Annotated in this window: 18 protein-coding genes, 1 pseudogene and 1 riboswitch; of the genes and pseudogenes, 17 read left to right on the top strand and 2 right to left on the bottom strand. The window is 70.8% G+C overall.

Features of this window, described 5'->3' with window-relative positions; translation table 11 throughout:
• Positions 1-31: 31 nt before the first annotated feature.
• The 9 genes from lepB (ACGFNH_RS08890) to ACGFNH_RS08850 all read left to right on the top strand — a co-directional run bounded on the left by lepB (ACGFNH_RS08890) (position 32) and on the right by ACGFNH_RS08850 (position 7,578).
• Positions 32-841: a signal peptidase I gene (gene lepB / locus ACGFNH_RS08890; RefSeq protein WP_393652370.1), complete on the top strand. Its 810-nt coding sequence runs from the start codon at positions 32-34 to the stop codon at positions 839-841.
• Between the two features lie 38 nt (positions 842-879).
• Entirely contained in the window at positions 880-1,635 is a 756-nt protein-coding gene (gene lepB, locus ACGFNH_RS08885; RefSeq protein ID WP_393652369.1) for a signal peptidase I, read from the top strand.
• Positions 1,619-2,149, top strand: a complete 531-nt coding sequence (locus ACGFNH_RS08880; RefSeq protein ID WP_393652368.1) for an NUDIX hydrolase — start codon at positions 1,619-1,621, stop codon at positions 2,147-2,149. The genes lepB (ACGFNH_RS08885) and ACGFNH_RS08880 overlap by 17 nt, the downstream gene beginning before the upstream one ends.
• Before the next feature lie 54 nt (positions 2,150-2,203).
• Complete coding sequence (locus tag ACGFNH_RS08875; RefSeq protein ID WP_360846720.1) at positions 2,204-2,530, top strand: DUF2469 domain-containing protein; 327 nt, start codon at positions 2,204-2,206, stop codon at positions 2,528-2,530.
• Positions 2,531-2,639: 109 nt separating this feature from the next.
• Entirely contained in the window at positions 2,640-3,014 is a 375-nt protein-coding gene (locus tag ACGFNH_RS08870) for a YraN family protein (RefSeq protein WP_393652367.1), read from the top strand.
• On the top strand, positions 3,014-4,627 hold the full coding sequence (locus ACGFNH_RS08865) for a YifB family Mg chelatase-like AAA ATPase (protein ID WP_393652366.1): 1,614 nt from the start codon (positions 3,014-3,016) through the stop codon (positions 4,625-4,627). The genes ACGFNH_RS08870 and ACGFNH_RS08865 overlap by 1 nt, the downstream gene beginning before the upstream one ends.
• Positions 4,624-5,835, top strand: coding sequence for a DNA-processing protein DprA (gene dprA, locus ACGFNH_RS08860; protein ID WP_393652365.1), 1,212 nt, complete (start codon positions 4,624-4,626; stop codon positions 5,833-5,835). Before ACGFNH_RS08865 ends, dprA begins: the two co-directional genes overlap by 4 nt.
• A gap of 242 nt (positions 5,836-6,077) precedes the next feature.
• A complete protein-coding gene (gene whiG, locus ACGFNH_RS08855) occupies positions 6,078-6,914 on the top strand; it encodes an RNA polymerase sigma factor WhiG (protein WP_393652364.1) in 837 nt (278 codons plus the stop codon).
• Between the two features lie 106 nt (positions 6,915-7,020).
• Positions 7,021-7,578, top strand: coding sequence for a TetR/AcrR family transcriptional regulator (locus ACGFNH_RS08850; RefSeq protein ID WP_393652900.1), 558 nt, complete (start codon positions 7,021-7,023; stop codon positions 7,576-7,578).
• Between the two features lie 339 nt (positions 7,579-7,917).
• Here the strand turns inward: ACGFNH_RS08850 and ACGFNH_RS08845 are convergent.
• A pseudogene (locus ACGFNH_RS08845) lies at positions 7,918-8,352 on the bottom strand (peptidoglycan DD-metalloendopeptidase family protein); the annotation flags it as partial.
• A gap of 656 nt (positions 8,353-9,008) precedes the next feature.
• Here ACGFNH_RS08845 and rpsB point away from each other — a divergent pair.
• The 5 genes from rpsB (at position 9,009) to ACGFNH_RS08820 (ending at position 13,669) form a co-directional block, all read left to right on the top strand.
• Positions 9,009-9,935: a 30S ribosomal protein S2 gene (gene rpsB / locus ACGFNH_RS08840; RefSeq protein WP_393652363.1), complete on the top strand. Its 927-nt coding sequence runs from the start codon at positions 9,009-9,011 to the stop codon at positions 9,933-9,935.
• Positions 9,936-10,026: 91 nt separating this feature from the next.
• On the top strand, positions 10,027-10,863 hold the full coding sequence (gene tsf / locus ACGFNH_RS08835; RefSeq protein WP_393652362.1) for a translation elongation factor Ts: 837 nt from the start codon (positions 10,027-10,029) through the stop codon (positions 10,861-10,863).
• 190 nt (positions 10,864-11,053) lie between these two features.
• On the top strand, positions 11,054-11,839 hold the full coding sequence (gene pyrH / locus ACGFNH_RS08830) for a UMP kinase (RefSeq protein WP_393652361.1): 786 nt from the start codon (positions 11,054-11,056) through the stop codon (positions 11,837-11,839).
• Positions 11,840-11,990: 151 nt separating this feature from the next.
• Entirely contained in the window at positions 11,991-12,548 is a 558-nt protein-coding gene (gene frr / locus ACGFNH_RS08825; protein WP_393652360.1) for a ribosome recycling factor, read from the top strand.
• The gene (locus ACGFNH_RS08820) at positions 12,548-13,669 is read left to right on the top strand and encodes a phosphatidate cytidylyltransferase (protein ID WP_393652359.1); all 1,122 of its coding nucleotides are present in this window, start codon (positions 12,548-12,550) and stop codon (positions 13,667-13,669) included. The genes frr and ACGFNH_RS08820 overlap by 1 nt, the downstream gene beginning before the upstream one ends.
• A 78-nt stretch (positions 13,670-13,747) precedes the next feature.
• Here the strand turns inward: ACGFNH_RS08820 and ACGFNH_RS08815 are convergent, their stop codons facing one another.
• Entirely contained in the window at positions 13,748-14,731 is a 984-nt protein-coding gene (locus ACGFNH_RS08815) for an asparaginase (RefSeq protein WP_393652358.1), read from the bottom strand.
• Positions 14,732-14,858: 127 nt separating this feature from the next.
• Here ACGFNH_RS08815 and ACGFNH_RS08810 point away from each other — a divergent pair, with 127 nt between their 5' ends.
• The 3 genes from ACGFNH_RS08810 to ACGFNH_RS08800 all read left to right on the top strand — a co-directional run bounded on the left by ACGFNH_RS08810 (position 14,859) and on the right by ACGFNH_RS08800 (position 18,284).
• Positions 14,859-15,632 carry a hypothetical protein gene (locus ACGFNH_RS08810; RefSeq protein WP_393652357.1) on the top strand — a complete coding sequence of 258 codons (774 nt, stop codon included), beginning with the start codon at positions 14,859-14,861 and terminating at the stop codon, positions 15,630-15,632.
• Between the two features lie 332 nt (positions 15,633-15,964).
• Positions 15,965-17,071, top strand: a complete 1,107-nt coding sequence (rlmN, locus tag ACGFNH_RS08805; protein ID WP_393652356.1) for a 23S rRNA (adenine(2503)-C(2))-methyltransferase RlmN — start codon at positions 15,965-15,967, stop codon at positions 17,069-17,071.
• Between the two features lie 31 nt (positions 17,072-17,102).
• Positions 17,103-17,212, top strand: a riboswitch (TPP riboswitch).
• Positions 17,208-18,284, top strand: a complete 1,077-nt coding sequence (locus ACGFNH_RS08800; RefSeq protein ID WP_393652355.1) for a thiamine ABC transporter substrate binding subunit — start codon at positions 17,208-17,210, stop codon at positions 18,282-18,284. Its footprint overlaps the riboswitch before it by 5 nt.
• Positions 18,285-18,327 lie beyond the last annotated feature (43 nt).

Genomic DNA, 18,327 nt, shown 5'->3' with positions numbered 1-18,327 from the left:
ACCACCCGCGGCGAAGGAGGACGACAGCCGCGTGAAGCAGCAGAGGAGCAGCAAGCAACGCTCCTTCTGGAAGGAGTTGCCGATTCTCATCGGCATCGCGCTGCTGCTCGCCCTCCTGATCAAGACGTTCCTGGTGCAGGCGTTCTCGATCCCCTCGGACTCGATGCAGGACACGCTCCAGCGCGGCGACCGGGTGCTCGTCGACAAGCTGACCCCGTGGTTCGGCTCGGAGCCCGAGCGCGGCGAGGTCGTCGTCTTCCACGACCCGGGCGGCTGGCTGGGCGAGGTGCCGCAGTCCGACGCGGGGCCGGTGGCCGAGGGCATCCAGAACGTGCTGAGCTTCATCGGGCTGATGCCGTCCTCCGAGGAGAAGGACCTGATCAAGCGGGTCATCGCGGTCGGCGGCGACACCGTCGAGTGCAAGGGCGGCAGCCAGAAGGTCGAGGTCAACGGCAAGCAGCTGGACGAGCCGTACCTGCGGCCGGGCAGCACGCCCTGCGGGGACAAGCCGTTCGGCCCGGTGAAGGTGCCGGAGGGCCGGATCTGGGTGATGGGCGACAACCGCCAGAACTCCCTGGACTCGCGCTACCACCAGAACCTCCCGGGCAAGGGCACGGTCTCCGAGGACGACGTGGTCGGCCGGGCGATCGTCGTGGCCTGGCCCCTGAACCGCTGGGCGACGCTGCCCGTCCCGGGCACCTTCGACCAGCCCGGCCTGGGCGCCCAGCAGGCGATGGGCGCGGCCGGCGCCGTGGCCCCCGGCGCCCTCGGGCTCGCCGGCGCGGTCCCGCTGGTGCTCTGGCGCCGGCGGCGGCTGACTGCCGGGGGTACCGCCGGGTAGGGTGCCGCCCAGATCTTCGACGCACCCGAGGAGCTGGGATGAGCGCAGCAGTACGTACCGGTGGTACGAGTGACGGCCACGGCCGGCTGGGCAGCAAGCTGTCCGGCCTGGCGGTGGCCGTCGGCTGCGTGCTCTTCCTCGGTGGCTTCGTCTTCGGCGCGATCCTGTACCAGCCCTATACGGTCCCCACCGATTCCATGGCGCCCACCGTGGACGCCGGGAACCGGGTGCTCGCCCAGCGCATAGACGGCGGCGACGTCCGGCGCGGGGACGTCGTTGTCTTCAAGGACGAGGTCTGGGGCGACCTGCCCATGGTCAAGCGCGTTGTCGGTGTCGGCGGGGACAAGGTCGCGTGCTGCGACAAGCAGGGCCGGCTGACCGTGAACGGAAAGCCGGTCGCGGAGTCGTATCTCCCCAAGGGCGAGCCGGCCTCGCCGTCCGACTTCGACACCTCGGTCCCCAAGGGGAACCTCTTCCTGCTGGGCGACCACCGCAGCACGTCCCAGGACTCGCGGGTCCACATGGCCGACGGGGACCACGGGTCGGTGCCGCGCGGAGCCGTGAACGCCCGCGTGGAGGGGACGGCATGGCCGCTGGACGGCTTCGGGATGCTCGCGCAGGCCACCCCGTTCGAGGATCTGCCCGGCGGGATCTCCGAGCCCGGGCCGCTGCGGTCGATCTTCCTGGCCGTGGTGGCGGGCGCGGTGCTCATCCTGGGCGGCGCGGCGTACGGGCCGCTTGCACGGCGCTCGGGGCGCAGCCGGAAGGGGCGGGCCGGTGTCCGGACCGCCTGAGGCCGGCGTGGTCGCAGGGGGTTCCGTTCCAGCTGGTGCGCGCAAGGTCGCGCGGGTCGTTCTGCTGGACCCCGAGGACCGGATCCTGCTGTTGCACGGCTTTGAGCCCGCCGATCCCGCGTCGACGTGGTGGTTCACGCCTGGCGGCGGCCTGGAGGAGGGCGAGAGCCGCGAGCAGGCGGCCCGGCGGGAGCTCGCCGAGGAGACCGGGATCACGGCCGTCCGACTCGGGCCCGTGCTGTGGCGGCGCCGCTGCTCGTTCCCGTTCGACGGGCGCCGCTGGGACCAGGACGAGTGGTACTACCTGGCCCGCACGGACCAGACGCGGACGGAGACGAGCGGGCACACCGACCTGGAGCGGCGCAGCGTCACGGGCCTGCGATGGTGGACGTACGAGGAGCTGTCGGCGACGCGTGAGACGGTGTATCCGACCAGGCTCGCCGGGCTGCTGCGCACGCTGTTCGACGAGGGTCCCCCGAGCAAGCCGGTGATCCTGGCGGCGGAAGTCGTCTAGGGCCCGCGCGTCTGACGCACAATAGGGGGACGCACGGCTGAAGGGGAACATGCCATGAGCGCCGAGGACCTCGAGAAGTACGAGACCGAGATGGAGCTGAAGCTCTACCGGGAGTACCGCGACGTCGTCGGCTTGTTCAAATACGTGATCGAGACGGAGCGTCGCTTCTACCTCACCAACGATTACGAGATGCAGGTGCACTCGGTTCAGGGTGAGGTGTTCTTCGAGGTCTCCATGGCTGACGCCTGGGTGTGGGACATGTACCGGCCGGCCCGTTTCGTCAAGCAGGTCCGGGTGCTCACGTTCAAGGATGTGAACATCGAGGAGCTCAACAAGAACGACCTCGAGTTGCCGTCCGGGGAGTCCGGCTTCAACGAGTAACCCGATCGAGTGGCCGGGATATCCACAATCCGCAGGCTGTCCACCGATCTCGACCATGATCCCCTGAAACCCGCCTCATACGTCACTGTCGGTGACGGAGGTGGGGCCGATGAACGCGCGAGGAGCGCTCGGCCGCTACGGGGAGGACGTAGCGGTCCGCAAGCTGGCCGAGAGCGGCATGACGGTTCTGGAGCGCAACTGGCGCTGCCGGGCCGGTGAGATCGACATCGTCGCCGCGCATGGTGACGCGGTCGTGGTGTGCGAGGTCAAGACCCGGCGCGAGAGTGCCTACGAGCATCCGATGGCGGCCGTCACACCCCGCAAGGCCGAGCGGCTGAGACGGCTGGCGGAGCGCTGGCTCGCCGACCGCTGGCTGGCGAGCCACGACGGCCCGCCTGAGGGCGGGGTGCGGATCGATCTTGTCGGCGTGCTGCTGCCGCGGCGCGGCGCCCCGGTCGTGGAACACGTACGGGGGGTGGCGTGATGGCGTTCGCCCGTACCTGCTCGGTCGCGCTGGTCGGGGTCGAGGGCGTGATGGTCGAGGTCCAGGCGGACCTCGAACCCGGAGTCGCGGCCTTCACTCTGGTGGGTCTGCCGGACAAGAGCCTGGTGGAGAGCCGGGACCGGGTCCGTGCCGCGGTGGTCAACTCGGGGGTGGGCTGGCCGCAGAAGAAGCTCACGGTGGGGCTCAGCCCCGCGTCGGTGCCCAAGGGCGGCAGCGGGTTCGACCTGGCGGTCGCCTGCGCCGTGCTCGGGGCCGCCGAGCGGATCGATCCACGGGAACTCACCGACCTGGTGATGATCGGCGAGCTCGGTCTCGATGGCCGGGTGCGGCCCGTGCGCGGGGTGCTTCCCGCCGTCCTGGCGGCCGCTGAGGCGGGCTACCGCCAGGTGGTGGTCCCCGAGCGCACGGCGGCCGAGGCGGCGCTCGTCCCCGGCGTCTCGGTGCTCGGTGTGCGCAGCCTGCGCCAGCTCATCGCGGTCCTGACCGATGAACCGGTCCCCGAGGAGGAGGAGTTCCGGGACCACGGCGGTCCCGACCCGATGCTCGCCGGGCTCATCGTGCCCGGCGGTGGGATGGGTGCGGGACTCCTGCGCTCCGAGACCGGGCCGGCGCCCGACCTGGCGGACGTCGCCGGACAGGCAGGCCCGCGCCTGGCCCTTGAGATCGCGGCAGCCGGAGGCCACCACATCTTCCTCAAGGGGCCGCCGGGAGCGGGCAAGACGATGCTGGCCGAGCGGCTGCCCGGCATCCTGCCGCCGCTGACCCGGGAGGAGTCCCTGGAAGTCACCGCCGTGCACTCGGTGGCCGGGCTGCTCCCGCCCGGCCGGCCGCTGGTCGAGTCGGTGCCCTACTGCGCTCCCCACCACTCGGCGACCATGCCGTCCCTCGTCGGCGGCGGGAACGGACTGCCCCGGCCGGGAGCCGTCTCGCTGGCGCACCGGGGTGTGTTGTTCCTGGACGAGGCACCGGAGTTCAGCAGCCGCGTCCTGGACGCTCTGCGCCAGCCGCTGGAGTCCGGGCATGTGGTCGTGGCCCGCAGCGCCGGAGTGGTGCGGCTGCCCGCACGGTTCCTGCTGATGCTGGCCGCCAATCCGTGCCCGTGCGGACGGCACACGGTCCGTACCGGCTGTGAGTGCCCGCCATCCGTGGTGCGCCGCTACCGGTCGCGGTTATCCGGGCCTCTGATGGACCGGGTGGACCTGCGGGTCGAGGTCGAGGCGGTCGGACGGGCCGAGCTGATCGGCGCTACGGGCGGCGGCGAATCCAGCGAGACCGTGGGCGCCCGAGTGCTGGCCGCGCGCCAGCGGTCCGCCGCACGGATGCGGGACACGCCCTGGCGGCTCAACGGCGAGGTCCCCGGGCACGAACTGCGCACCCGCTGGCGGCCGGCGCCGGGGGCGATGCTGGAGGCCGAGCGCGACATGGAGCGGGGGCTGCTGACCGCTCGGGGGCTGGACCGGGTGCTGCGCGTGGCCTGGACAGCTGCCGACCTCTCGGGGCGTGACGTCCCCGAGGCGCAGGACGTGAACCTTGCGCTCCAGCTGCGGACCGGAGTCGAGCGCGCCGCGGTGCTGACGGGAGGTCCGCGATGAGCGCTGACTGCGCGACACACGCCGGGCCACGGCCGGGGCCGGGGCCCTGCACGGACCGGGAGCGGCTGGCGCGAGCCGCGCTCAGCAGAGTCGCGGAACCGGGCGACGAGGTCATCGGCGCCTGGTTGCGGGACATCGGCCCCGTCCCGCTGATACGGCTTCTCACCGGCGCAGCGGAGCCGCCACCGGTGGTCGCGGGGAAGGCGGTGAGCGCGGAGCGGATGGCCGGCTACCGCATCCGTGCCGCAGGGCTCGACCCGGCCGCGGACCTCGCCGCGGTGGAAGCCGTGGGCGGCCGCTTCGTATGCCCCGGGGATACCGAGTGGCCCCGGCAGCTCGACGACCTCCGGGACGCGCGGCCGATCGGCCTCTGGGTGCGAGGGCGGCCTTCGCTGCGCAAGTGGGCCCTGCGGTCCGTCGCCGTCGTCGGCGCGCGGGCCTGCACCGACTACGGCGCCCACGTTGCGGCGGCTTTCGGCGCAGGGCTCGCGGAGGCGGGCTGGGTCGTGGTCTCCGGGGCGGCCTACGGTGTCGACGGTGCCGCCCACCGCGGTGCCCTGGCCGTGGACGGCGCGACCCTGGGCGTTCTGGCCTGTGGTGTGGACGCCGCCTATCCCCGCGGACACACCGAGTTGATCGCCCGCATCGCCGAACGCGGCCTGCTGGTGGCGGAGTTGCCGCCCGGCGGCCATCCCACGCGCAGCCGGTTCGTGATGCGCAACCGCGTCATCGCCGCGCTCACCCGGGGCACCGTGGTGGTGGAGGCGGAGTACCGCAGCGGATCGCTGGGCACCGCTCGCCGTGCCCAGAAGCTGGGGCGGGTGGTCATGGGCGTACCGGGTCCCGTGACCTCGGGGCTCTCGGCCGGTGTCCACGAACTGCTGCGCGGCGAGGCCGCCCTCGTCACCGACGCGGCGGAGGTCAATGAACTCATCGGACGCATCGGCGAACTGGCCCCCGAGCGCCATGGACCCGTGATCGCGAGGGATCTGCTGGATCCTGTCTCGGCGAAGGTGCTCGACGCGCTGCCCGCGAGCGCGAGCCGAAACACGCGGCGGCTCGCGCGGGATGCAGGGACCGGACATGACGAGGCGTTGGCAAAGCTGTACGAACTCCAGTCACTGGGGTTCGTCGAACGGCACGGCGAACGCTGGCAGTTGACACGCAATTCACCGGGGTCCGGAGGTGAACCGCGAGGCGGTCCTTGACCTGCGACGTTCGGGTGACAGGGTGGGGCCGATGACCGCAACAGCCGACTCTGTGTTCCGTTCACGACCGCCGAGCACCCGGGGTGTCGTAACCCTGCAGAGCGGCACGCGGAACGTATCTGCCCCAGCGCGAGCCTGGAGCGTTCGCACGCTGCGACAGGTCAGTCACGCTACGCTCACAAGCGTTCCGACCACGACAGACGTCCTCACCCCAGTGACGGCAGAACAGCTCAAGGCGACGAATGCCCCAGCACACCTCCGGGTCTGACCGCGCGGCAGTGCCACCCGCCGCCCGCGGCAGCGTGCGCCCGCCCGCACCCTCGTCACTCGACGAGCTGTGGCGGTCGTACAAGGCCACGGCTGACGGCCGGCTGCGGGAGCAGCTCATCCTCCACTACTCCCCGCTGGTCAAGTACGTGGCGGGCCGGGTCAGCGTCGGCCTGCCCCCCAACGTCGAGCAGGCGGACTTCGTTTCCTCGGGAGTCTTCGGGCTCATCGACGCCATCGAGAAGTTCGATCTCGACCGTTCGATCAAATTCGAGACGTATGCGATCACCCGGATCCGCGGGGCGATGATCGACGAACTGCGCGCACTCGACTGGATCCCCCGCTCGGTCCGACAGAAGGCCCGTGCCGTGGAACGGGCCTACGCCACCCTCGAGGCGAAGCTCAGACGAAGCCCGTCCGAGGCCGAGGTGGCCGAGGAGATGGACATCGGCCTCGACGAACTGCACAACGTCTTCAGCCAGTTGTCCCTGGCCAATGTGGTCGCCCTGGAGGAGTTGCTGCACGTCGGCGGCGAGGGCGGCGACCGGCTCAGTCTGATGGACACCCTCGAGGACACCGCCGCCGACAACCCGGTGGAGGTCGCCGAGGACCGCGAGTTGCGCCGGCTGCTCGCCCGGGCCATCAACACCCTGCCCGAGCGCGAGAAGACGGTGGTGACCCTCTACTACTACGAGGGACTCACCCTTGCGGAAATCGGCCAGGTTCTGGGCGTCACCGAAAGCCGGGTGAGCCAGATCCACACCAAGTCCGTGCTCCAGCTCCGGGCGAAACTCGCCGACGTGGGCCGCTGAATCTGCTGAATCGTCCCTCCGCTGTGACGCGATGTCGCCGCGGGGAGTGCAACGGCCCACATGTCGTCCGTACAGTGGAGGCGTGCCAAGGATTCGAGCGGCCTCCGTGGCCGAGCACCGGACCATGCAGCGCAACGCCCTGCTGGACGCTGCCCGATCCCTCCTGTCGGAAGGCGGCACGGAAGCCTTGACCTTCCCCGCTCTCGCCGAACGCACCGGGCTCGCGCGCTCCTCCGTCTACGAGTACTTCCGCTCTCGCGCGGCCGTCGTCGAGGAGCTGTGCGCCGTCGACTTCCCGGTCTGGGCAGCGGAGGTCGAGGCCGCCATGGAGCGCGCCGAGACGCCCGAGGGCAAGATCGAGGCGTATGTGCGGCAGCAGCTCGCACTCGTCGGCGACCGGCGGCACCGGGCCGTCGTGGCGATCTCGGCGGGCGAGCTGGACGCCGGTGCGCGCGAGAAGATCCGCGCCGCGCACGGCGGACTCATCGCCATGATCGTCGAAGCGCTCGGAGCCCTCGGCCACGAGCAGCCGCGGCTCGCGGCAATGCTGCTGCAGGGTGTCGTCGACGCGGCGGTGCGCCGTATCGAGATCGGCGCGGCCGAGGATCCGGGACAGATCACCGAAGCCGCCGTCGGGATGGCCCTGCGCGGCGTCCGGGGCTGAATCGCCCGCTGGTCCGCGGCTCACCCGCCGAACACGCAGACGACGGTGCGCCCAGAGCGCAGCCGCGGCAAGGGCAGCACTCCACCCCAACGGCACCGGGCCGGGACCGGACGCGGCCGTGGGCCGCGCGGGAACCGTCTCCTTCGTCGCGGCCGGCCCTGGTGTGCCACGTGAAGCCGCCGCCTCGTCCTTCGTGCCCGTACGCGGCTCCGGCACCCCGAAGACCGGGAGCAGCCGGGACGGACCGCCGCGCAGCATCCAGCCGGGCAAGAGGGACAGCGGATCGAGGTAGCGATCACCGCGCCTGAGTCCCCAGTGGAGGCAGCCCTCCCGGCAGTGGAACGGGCCATCGTCGAGCGCGCCGACCCGCTCGCCCGCCGTGACACGGTCTCCCTTCGCGACGTCCGGGCGCACCGGTTCGTAGGTGATGCGCAGCGGTGGCCGCCCCGTGCCGTCCAGTTCGATGGCCAGCACCCCCCGGCCCGCGACACTCCCCGCGAACGAGACCCGGCCCGCGCCCGCGGCCCGGATCTCCTGGCCCGGCCGGGCCGCGAGATCCACTCCGCGGTGCCCCGCCGCGTATGGCGACGGGGGAGGCTCCCAGGCCCGCACCACCTCAGGGCGCGGACTGCCCGCCGAGCCGTCCAGCGGCCAGGCGCGCACGCCGCTTCGGCCCGAGGGCCCGCTGTCCCCGTACCCATCTCCATCCCTGTCCTCGGCATCTCTGTGCCTGTCCTCGGCGGCGGCCGAGAGCCCGGCTGACGCCGAGGACATCCCTGGTGCCGGATTGGCCCAAGCCACGCCACCCGAACCCTGGCCAGGCGCCCGCACCGTCGAGATCAGGACCAGTACCAGGGCCATGGCCGGCAGGAGAGCCGGCCCAACCGGCCAGCGCACCGGCCACCACGGGACCCCGCCCGGCAGCCCCCACAACGATCCCCGGCTTCGCATCCGGTCCCGGCCCCGGTCACTCCGCCCCGGGTGCCCCGGCCACCGCCACCGCGACTCTGCCCGCCGTCCCTCATCTCCTCGCATGGCCCGAGCCTGGCCCGTTCTCACCGCGCTCAGGGATCATGGTGAAAAGCTGTGGACGGGCCGCCGCATGTGGACAAAGGGGTCACTCGTACGGGTGGCATCTCCGGCGAGCGACGCCGCGTCCGGCAGGCCGCCCGCGGGCCCCGGCGGGAAGCCGCCGTGTGTCGCTCGGCGGCTCGGCGGTCCCGTACACTTCTGGTGGCGATCCGGGTCACCGGGTCGACTTCGCACGCCCCGCCGCCGGCGCTTCCACTTCCCATCGGGCAGCTCCGCGGCCGCGTCCCTCGGTCCACGGCAGGTCCTCGCAAGAGTGCCCTCCATGGCAGACGCGCCGGGGCGTCAGGCACGACGGCCGACCGGCCGACGTGGAACCGAGTACCTCAAGGAGAACGGCCATGGCCGTCGTCACGATGCGGGAGCTGCTGGAGAGCGGCGTCCACTTCGGGCACCAGACCCGCCGTTGGAACCCGAAGATGAAGCGCTTCATCTTCACCGAGCGCAACGGCATCTACATCATCGACCTGCTCCAGTCGCTGTCGTACATCGACCGCGCCTACGAGTTCGTCAAGGAGACCGTCGCCCACGGCGGCTCGATCATGTTCGTCGGCACGAAGAAGCAGGCCCAGGAGGCCATCGCCGAGCAGGCGACCCGGGTCGGCATGCCGTACGTCAACCAGCGCTGGCTGGGCGGCATGCTCACCAACTTCTCGACCGTCTACAAGCGCCTGCAGCGCCTGAAGGAGCTCGAGGGGATCGACTTCGACGATGTGGCCGCCTCCGGCCTCACCAAGAAGGAGCTCCTCGTCCTCTCCCGCGAGAAGGCCAAGCTGGAGAAGACCCTCGGCGGTATCCGCGAGATGCAGAAGGTGCCCAGCGCCGTCTGGATCGTGGACACCAAGAAGGAGCACATCGCCGTCGGTGAGGCGCGCAAGCTCAACATCCCGGTCGTCGCGATCCTCGACACGAACTGCGACCCGGACGAGGTCGACTACAAGATCCCGGGCAACGACGACGCGATCCGGTCCGTCACCCTGCTCACCCGCGTGATCGCCGACGCGGTCGCCGAGGGTCTCATCGCCCGCTCCGGCTCCGCCGAGGGCAAGGGCGAGAAGGCCGCGGGCGAGCCGCTCGCCGAGTGGGAGCGCGATCTGCTCGAGGGCGAGAAGAAGGCCGAAGAGCCGGCGGCCGCCGAGGCCGAGAAGCCCGCCGAGGCCAAGGTCGTCGAGGCTGAGAAGCCCGCGGAGGCCGAGAAGCCCGTCGAGGCCGAGAAGCCTGCCGAGGCCGAGGCCGAGGCCAAGCCCGCGGACGCCGAGCAGGCCTGACGACACCGTCACGGCTGCCGACGGCGGGGGCCTGTGCCCCCGCCGTCCCACCCGTAGATCCGATCGACTTTCGAGAAGAGACTGACAGACCATGGCGAACTTCACCGCCGCTGACGTCAAGAAGCTCCGTGAGCTCACCGGCGCCGGCATGATGGACTGCAAGAAGGCGCTGGACGAGGCCGAGGGCAACGTCGACAAGGCCGTTGAGATTCTCCGCGTCAAGGGCCAGAAGGGCGTCGCCAAGCGCGAGAGCCGTAGTGCCGAGAACGGCGCCCTCGTCTCCCGCCTCTCCGCCGACAACGGTTCCGGCGTTCTGGTGGAGCTGAAGTGCGAGACCGACTTCGTCGCCAAGGGTGACAAGTTCGTGGTCGTCGCCGACACCATCGCCGAGCACGTCGCCAAGACCTCCCCGGCCGACCTGCAGGCCCTGCTCGCCTCCGAGATCGAGGCCGGCAAGACCGTCCAGGCGTTCGTGGACGAGGCCAACGCGACCCTCGGCGAGAAGATCGTCCTCGACCGCTTCGCGCAGTTCTCCGGTGGCTACGTCGCCTCCTACCTGCACCGCACCAGCCCGGACCTGCCCCCGCAGGTCGGCGTCCTGGTCGAGCTGGACCAGGAGAACGCCGAGGTGGCCAAGGACGTCGCGCAGCACATCGCCGCGTTCGCGCCGAAGTTCCTCTCCCGTGAGGAGATCCCGGCCGAGACCGTGGAGAACGAGCGCCGTGTCGCCGAGGCCACCGCCCGCGAGGAGGGCAAGCCCGACGCCGCCCTCCCGAAGATCGTCGAGGGTCGGGTGAACGGCTTCTTCAAGGAGAACGTGCTCCTGGACCAGGCGTTCGCCAAGGACAACAAGAAGAGCGTGCAGAAGATTCTGGACGAGTCCGGCGTTACCCTGAAGCGGTTCGCCCGCTTCCGTGTCGGCGCCTGATCCGTACCGACGTCGTACGGCTCGGTACAACTCCGTTCAGCGACGGAATTCGCCCGACCCGCTAGGGTCGGGGGCAGTCGGCCGCCTCTACGCCGGACGACCGCAGATGTGACGAGGAGGCCATTGCCGCAGAGGGCTCGACCAGATCCCAACGGCAATGGCCTTCTCGTATGTGCATGAGGAGATCTCCATGAATCAGGGCGCGGACACCGCTGACACGGCAGAAGAGGCCGGCCACGGCCATTACGGGAAGAAACGCCACCGCTTCCTGCTGAAGCTGTCCGGCGAGGCATTCGCCGGTTCAGGGGCGCTCGGTGTGGACCCCGACGTGGTGCACAAGATGGCCCGTGAGATCTCCGCGGTGGTCCGTGACGGCTACGAGGTCGCGGTCGTCATCGGCGGCGGCAACTTCTTCCGCGGTGCCGAACTGCAGCAGCGCGGCATGGACCGGGCCCGCTCCGACTACATGGGCATGCTCGGCACGGTCATGAACTGCCTCGCCCTCCAGGACTTCCTGGAGAAGGAGGGCATCGACTCCCGCGTCCAGACCGCCATCACCATGGGACAGGTCGCGGAGCCGTACATCCCTCTGCGGGCAGTACGGCATCTGGAGAAGGGGCGCGTCGTCATCTTCGGCGCGGGCATGGGCATGCCGTACTTCTCCACCGACACCACCGCCGCCCAGCGCGCCCTGGAGATCGACGCCGAGGCGCTTCTGATGGGCAAGAACGGCGTGGACGGGGTCTACGACTCCGACCCGAAGCAGAACCCCGACGCGGTGAAGTTCGACGCGCTCGAGTACGGCGAGGTCATCGCCCGCGGCCTCAAGGTCGCCGACGCCACCGCCATCACTCTGTGCATGGACAACAAGCTTCCGATCCTCGTCTTCGAGCTGCTCGCCGAGGGCAACATCGCGCGTGCGGTGAAGGGTGAGAAGATCGGCACGCTCGTCAGCGATCAGGGTACGCGGGCCTGACCACCGACCCGTACGGCCGGGGAAACCCGGCAACTCCGGGCCGCACGAACAGCCCGGCACGGGGATGGACAACGACCTGCCGGTCCTACACCGTGCAGGAAACACGCGCGAGGGGCGAGGCTGTGCTCACTCACGAGACCAGGAGCAAGTGGTGATCGAAGAGATCCTCCTCGAGGCCGAGGAGAAGATGGAGAAGGCCGTCGTGGTCGCCAAGGAAGACTTCGCCGCGATCCGCACCGGGCGTGCGCACCCGGCGATGTTCAACAAGATCGTGGCGGACTACTACGGTGCGATGACGCCGATCAACCAACTGGCGTCGTTCTCGGTGCCCGAGCCGCGCATGGCGGTCGTGACTCCTTTCGACAAGAGCGCGCTGCGCAATATCGAGCAGGCGATCCGCGACTCCGACCTCGGGGTCAACCCGTCGAACGACGGCAACATCATCCGTGTGGTGTTCCCGGAGCTGACCGAGGAGCGCCGTCGCGAGTACATCAAGGTCGCCAAGGGCAAGGGCGAGGACGCGAAGATCTCGATCCGCAGCGTCCGCCGCAAGGCCAAGGAGTCCATCGACAAGCTCATCAAGGACGGCGATGTCGGTGAGGACGAGGGCCGCCGCGCCGAGAAGGAGCTCGACGACACCACGGCGAAGCACGTGACGCAGGTGGACGAGCTGCTCAAGCACAAGGAAGCCGAGCTGCTCGAGGTCTGATGAACGACTCTTCCTGGGGGGGCCGCCCCATGCCCTGGGCCGGTGGGGCACCGGTTCCCCATGCCGAACGGGGTGTCCCCGGCGAAGCCAGGGGGAGCCACGGCGCGGTGCCGTCGGCCGCCGGCTTCTGGAGACCGATAGACCAGGGGTCCGCACCGGCGGGTCCCGCGCACGGGATGCCCGAAGGGCAGCAGACTCGGGCCATGCCCAGCGTGTCCGACTCCGGCGGTAACCAGGACGACCGTGACCGGGGGGCCGCTCGCCACAGCGGCCCTCCGCCGCAGCCGCCGGCCGCCCCGCAGAAAAAGCGGGCCGGGCGGGACCTGCGCGCCGCGATAGGGGTCGGTCTCGGCCTCGGCGCGGTGATCATCGCGTCGCTCTTCATCGAGAAGGCCGTCTTCGTCGCGGTGATCGCTGCCGCGGTGATCGTCGGCCTGTGGGAACTCTCCTCCCGGCTTTCCGAGAAGAAGTACATCCGCATCCCGCTCGTACCGCTCGCGGTCGGCGGGGCCGCCATGGTCGTGGCCGGCTATCTGCGGGGCGCGGAGGGCGCGTCGGTCGCCATGGCCCTGACCGCGCTCGCCACACTGGTGTGGCGGATGGCCGAGCCTCCCGAGGACTATCTGCGGGACGTCACGGCCGGTGTTTTCGCCGCGTTCTACGTGCCGTTCCTGGCCTCGTTCGTGGCCCTGATGCTCGCCGCGGACGACGGCCCGTGGCGTGTGCTCACCTTCCTGCTGCTCACGGTCGTCAGCGACACGGGCGCGTACGCCATCGGCTGGCGCTTCGGCCGGCACAAGCTCGCCCCGCGCATCAGCCCCGGCAAGACCCGCGAAGGGCTGCTGGGCGCCGTGGGCTTCGCGATGGCCGCGGGCGCGCTGTGCATGGAGTACCTGATCGACGGCGGGAGCTGGTGGCAGGGGCTGCTGCTCGGTCTCGCCGTGGCGGTCAGCGCCACCCTCGGCGACCTCGGCGAGTCCATGATCAAGCGAGATCTCGGGATCAAGGACATGGGGAACCTGCTGCCGGGCCACGGCGGGATCATGGACCGGCTGGACTCGCTCCTGCCGACCGCGCCCGTGGTCTGGCTGCTGCTGGTGGTCTTCGTCGGCTCGGGCTGACCGGGACGTACGACATCAAGGGGTCCGCCGCTCTGCGTGCGGGCCCCTTCGCCATGTCGCCGTGCCCGTCGGCCCCGCTCAGCCATGCCGGACGAAGGCCGCCGCCATCTCCTCGGACCCCGCACCGGTGGCCAGGAGCAGACGCAGCAGCACCCGGGCCTTGTACGGGTCGAGCATCCCGCCGTTGATCAGCCCCCGCCGCTGCAGGTCCGTCTCGGACCCGGCCGCGCTGTAGGCGTTCCGCAACACGGACCCGCTGCCCGTCCGTGACGTCAGCACGACCGGCATACGTTCGGCCAGGGTGCCGAGCACCGGCGCGAGCGCGGAAGGCACGTGGCCGACCCCGAAACCGGCGACGACGAGACCGTCACAGGTGTCCGCGGCCGTGCCGAGGAGTGCGGCGTCGTCGTCGAACGTGACGCAGTGGAGGGCGACGCGCGCCGCGGCGAAGGGCTCCGCGGGGAGCGGTAGAGGCTCGTGGCGCGGCGGCACTGCCATGATCCGCACCCGTCCCTCGACGACGTGCCCGACGGGGCCGGCGTTGGGGGAGACGAAGGTCGCCGTACTGGTGCTGTGGGCCTTGCGGACCCATCGCGGCGCGTGGATCTCGTCGTTGACGGCGACCAGCGCGCCCAGGGACCGGGCGCGGTCCGAGGCAGCGACCCGTACGGCCGCAAGGACGTTCGCCGGGCCGTCCGCGCCGGCGAGCGTGGGCTTGCGCATCGCACCGGTGAAGACGAGGGGTGCCTCGTGCGGCCAGACGAGATCGGCCAGGAAAGCCGTCTCCTCCAGGGTGTCCGTGCCCTGGGTGACGACGACGCCGAGGGCACCGTTCCGCACCGCAGAGGAGGCGGCGGCCACCACGTCCAGCACCTGCGCGAAGGTCAGGCTCGCGCTGGGCACGGCCTGGACGTCGCGGACATCGAGCTCCATCCCGGCCTCGGCCAACCCCGGTACGGCCGTGGCGATTTCGGCCCCGGTCAGTCGCGGCACCCCGCCGTCGCGGCCGGGCCCGCCGGACACCGAGATGGTGCCGCCGAGTGCGAACAGTGCGACGCGCATGCGCCGTTCCCCCCATCCCCTGTACCCGGCACGGCCGCCGGGCCGCCTCACCGTACCGGAGCGCGGACCGCGTCCGGCTGCGTACCGCCCTACCCTTGAGGCGGGGGCCGCCCGACCGCGCGGGGTGATGAGCATGCTCGACCTGGCCTCCCGGCTCTCGGCACTCCCCATGGGGCGCGGCGAGGCCCCATGGCCCGGCTGTGAGTACGTGAAGGGCTGGGGCGTCTTCGGGCTCCCCCTCGATTCCGGGCACGTCCTCGCCCTGCGGGTCTTCCCTGAGAACTCCTTCGCCCCCTACCGCACGCTCTGGCACCGGGACCCGCAGGGCCGGTGGTCGCTCTACGTCGACGGGCCGCGTCTCGACACCGCCTGCCCCCGCTACTACGGCCCGGCGTGTGTCCGTACGGCGCATGCTCGTATCGAGCTGACCTGGACGGGGCCGGCGTCCCTGCGGGTCGTGATGGACGGGGCCGACTCACCTGCACTGGACTGGACCCTGACCGCGTCCGTCACCCCGCTGCTGACCCTCCTCAACGCCGCCGGTGCAGGCATGCCGGCCGCCACCTGGCGTTCCCCCTTCCTGCTCCGGCTGCGAGAGCGCCTCGCAGGCGCCCTGGGCCTGGGGCGGCTTCAGTTGTCCGGTGTGATGCCCAGCGGTCACACCGGAACGCTGATGCCGCAGCAGATGTACTTCATCGACCATGCGCGGGCCACGCTCGACGGCATCGACCTGGGGTCCCCGGTCCGCCTCCGGGAGAGTCCGCGCATCGGGGACGTCACCCTCCCCGCACGCGGAGTCCTCGCCATCGGCCAGGCCGCTTGGGAGATCCGCGACCGCGCCGCGTACGAACGCACCCGCGCGGAGACGGCCCGGGGCACGGGGGACGACGGCCCGGCGTGAACGGATGCCAGGCGTGGTGATGCAAGGGGGACCGCACAGGATCGGAGGGCGAACGGTTACGGAAGGCCGCCCTGCGGGAACGTTCTGCTACCACTCCGGCGTGCCCTGCTCGCTGCCTTCCGTCCGATGTCCTGGCGCGGTGGGCGCGGGGCCGTTGTCGTAGCCGCTGGACGTGACCTTGTGCCGCCGATGAGTTCGTCCGGCCCCCGAGGTCTCATACGGCAGAGAGGCCATCGACCGCCTTCGGCCATAGGAGACGGGGCCCGGGGGTGACCGGTCTCCCACCGCTCCGGCCTGGGGCGCCGTAGTTGATCTGCCACACTGGTGCAGTTATGCCTGCACCCGGAGAACTCACCTTTGTCGCGCCGCGCGGTGCCAAGAAGCCGCCGCGGCACCTTGCCGATCTCACGCCCGCCGAGCGCCGTGACGCCGTGGCCGCGCTCGGTGAGAAGCCGTTCCGCGCCGGTCAGGTGTCGCGTCACTACTTCGCCCGGTACGCCGACGACCCCGCGGCCTGGACCGACATCCCCGCAGCCTCGCGCGAGAAGCTGGCCGCCGGGCTGCTGCCCGAGCTGATGTCCGTGGTGCGGCACATCTCCTGCGACGACGACACGACCCGTAAGACGCTGTGGCGGCTCTTCGACGGCACGCTCGTCGAGTCCGTGCTGATGCGCTATCCCGATCGGGTCACCATGTGCATCTCCTCGCAGGCGGGCTGTGGCATGAACTGCCCGTTCTGCGCGACCGGCCAGGCCGGGCTCGACCGCAACCTCTCCACCGCCGAGATCGTGCACCAGATCGTCGACGGCATGCGGGCGCTGCGCGACGGCGAGATCCCGGGTGGCCCGGCGCGGCTGTCCAACATCGTCTTCATGGGCATGGGTGAGCCGCTCGCCAACTACAACCGGGTCGTCGGCGCCATCCGCCGCCTCACCGACCCGGAGCCGGACGGCCTCGGCCTGTCGCAGCGCGGCATCACCGTCTCCACCGTCGGTCTCGTGCCCGCGATGCTCCGCTTCGCCGACGAGGGCTTCAAGTGCCGTCTCGCGGTGTCCCTGCACGCCCCCGACGACGAGCTGCGCGACACCCTCGTGCCGGTCAACACCCGCTGGAAGGTGCGCGAAGTCCTCGACGCCGCCTGGGAGTACGCGGAGAAGTCCGGCCGCCGGATCTCCATCGAGTACGCCCTGATCAGGGACATCAACGACCAGGCGTGGCGGGCCGATCTCCTCGGCCGGCTCCTGAAGAACCGCCGGGTGCACGTCAACCTCATCCCGCTGAACCCGACCCCCGGGTCGAAGTGGACCGCCTCCCGCCCCGAGGACGAGCGGGCGTTCGTCGCCGCACTCGAGGCGCACGGTGTGCCCGTGACCGTACGGGACACCCGGGGGCAGGAGATCGACGGTGCCTGCGGGCAGCTGGCCGCGACCGAGCGTTGACGGCGCTGATAGCGTGCATTCGTACAAATGAACACTCCGACAGGGGAGCGCACCGAGCGCTGAGAGTGCGGCCGTGCGACGCCGCAGACCCTCGGACCTGATCCGGGTAATACCGGCGTAGGGAGTCTGCTCAACGATGAACACCAACCTTCGGCGTGCCATGGGCGCGGCGCTGCTCGGCGCCCTCGGTGTCTCGGCACTCGCCGCGTGCGGCGGCTCGGACGACACCGGAGACAAGGCCGCGGACCGCAGGACCGTCACCCTTGTCACCCACGACTCCTTCCAGGCCTCGGCCAAGGTCCTCAAGCAGTTCACGAAGGAGACCGGCTACAAGGTCGAGGTGCTGCGCGGCGGTGACGCCGGTTCGGCGGTGAACCAGGCCGTCCTGTCCAAGGACAATCCGCAGGGCGACGTCTTCTTCGGCGTCGACAACACCCTGCTCTCCCGGGCCCTCGACGCCGGCCTGTTCACCCCGTACGAGGCCAAGGACCTGGACAAGGTCCCGGCCGCGCTCCGGCTCGACGGGGACCGGCACCGCGTCACACCCGTCGACTCCGGCGACATCTGCGTCAACTACGACCGGAAGTACTTCGCCGGCAAGAAGCTCGCGCCGCCGCGCACCTTCGACGACCTGCTCAAGCCCGCGTACAAGAACCTCCTGGTCACGGAGAACGCCGCCACGTCCTCCCCGGGCCTCGGCTTCCTCCTCGGCACGGCCGCGTCCCGTGGCGAGGACACGTGGCAGGACTACTGGAAGAAGCTGAAGGCCAACGGCGTCGAGGTCGTCGACGGCTGGGAGCAGGCCTACTTCGACCGCTTCTCGGGCGCGGGCAAGGGCGACAAGCCGCTCGTGGTGTCGTACGCCTCCAGCCCGCCCGCCGGGGTCCTGGAGATGAAGCCGCAGCCGAAGGAGGCGCCGACGGGGGTCGCGACCGGCACCTGCTTCCGGCAGATCGAGTTCGCGGGGCTGCTGAACGGCGCGAAGAACGAGAAGGGCGGCAAGGCGCTGCTGGACTTCCTGCTGAGCAAGACCTTCCAGGAGGACGTCCCGTTGAAGATGTTCGTCAACCCGGCGCGCCAGGACGCCCGGCTGCCCGAGCTGTTCAGCAAGTACGGCGAGAGCATCGACAAGCCCGCGACGATGGCGCCCGGGAAGATCGCCGAGAACCGTGAGCAGTGGGTCGAACAGTGGTCCTCGCTGGTCCTGAAGTAACCACCGCCGAGGCGGAACCCGTCCGGTCCCGGCCCCGTGGCCG

Origin of the sequence: Streptomyces sp. NPDC048639, assembly GCF_043199075.1 — a bacterium.
GTDB lineage: Bacteria > Actinomycetota > Actinomycetes > Streptomycetales > Streptomycetaceae > Streptomyces.
This window is presented reverse-complemented; position numbering and strand designations above follow the sequence as displayed.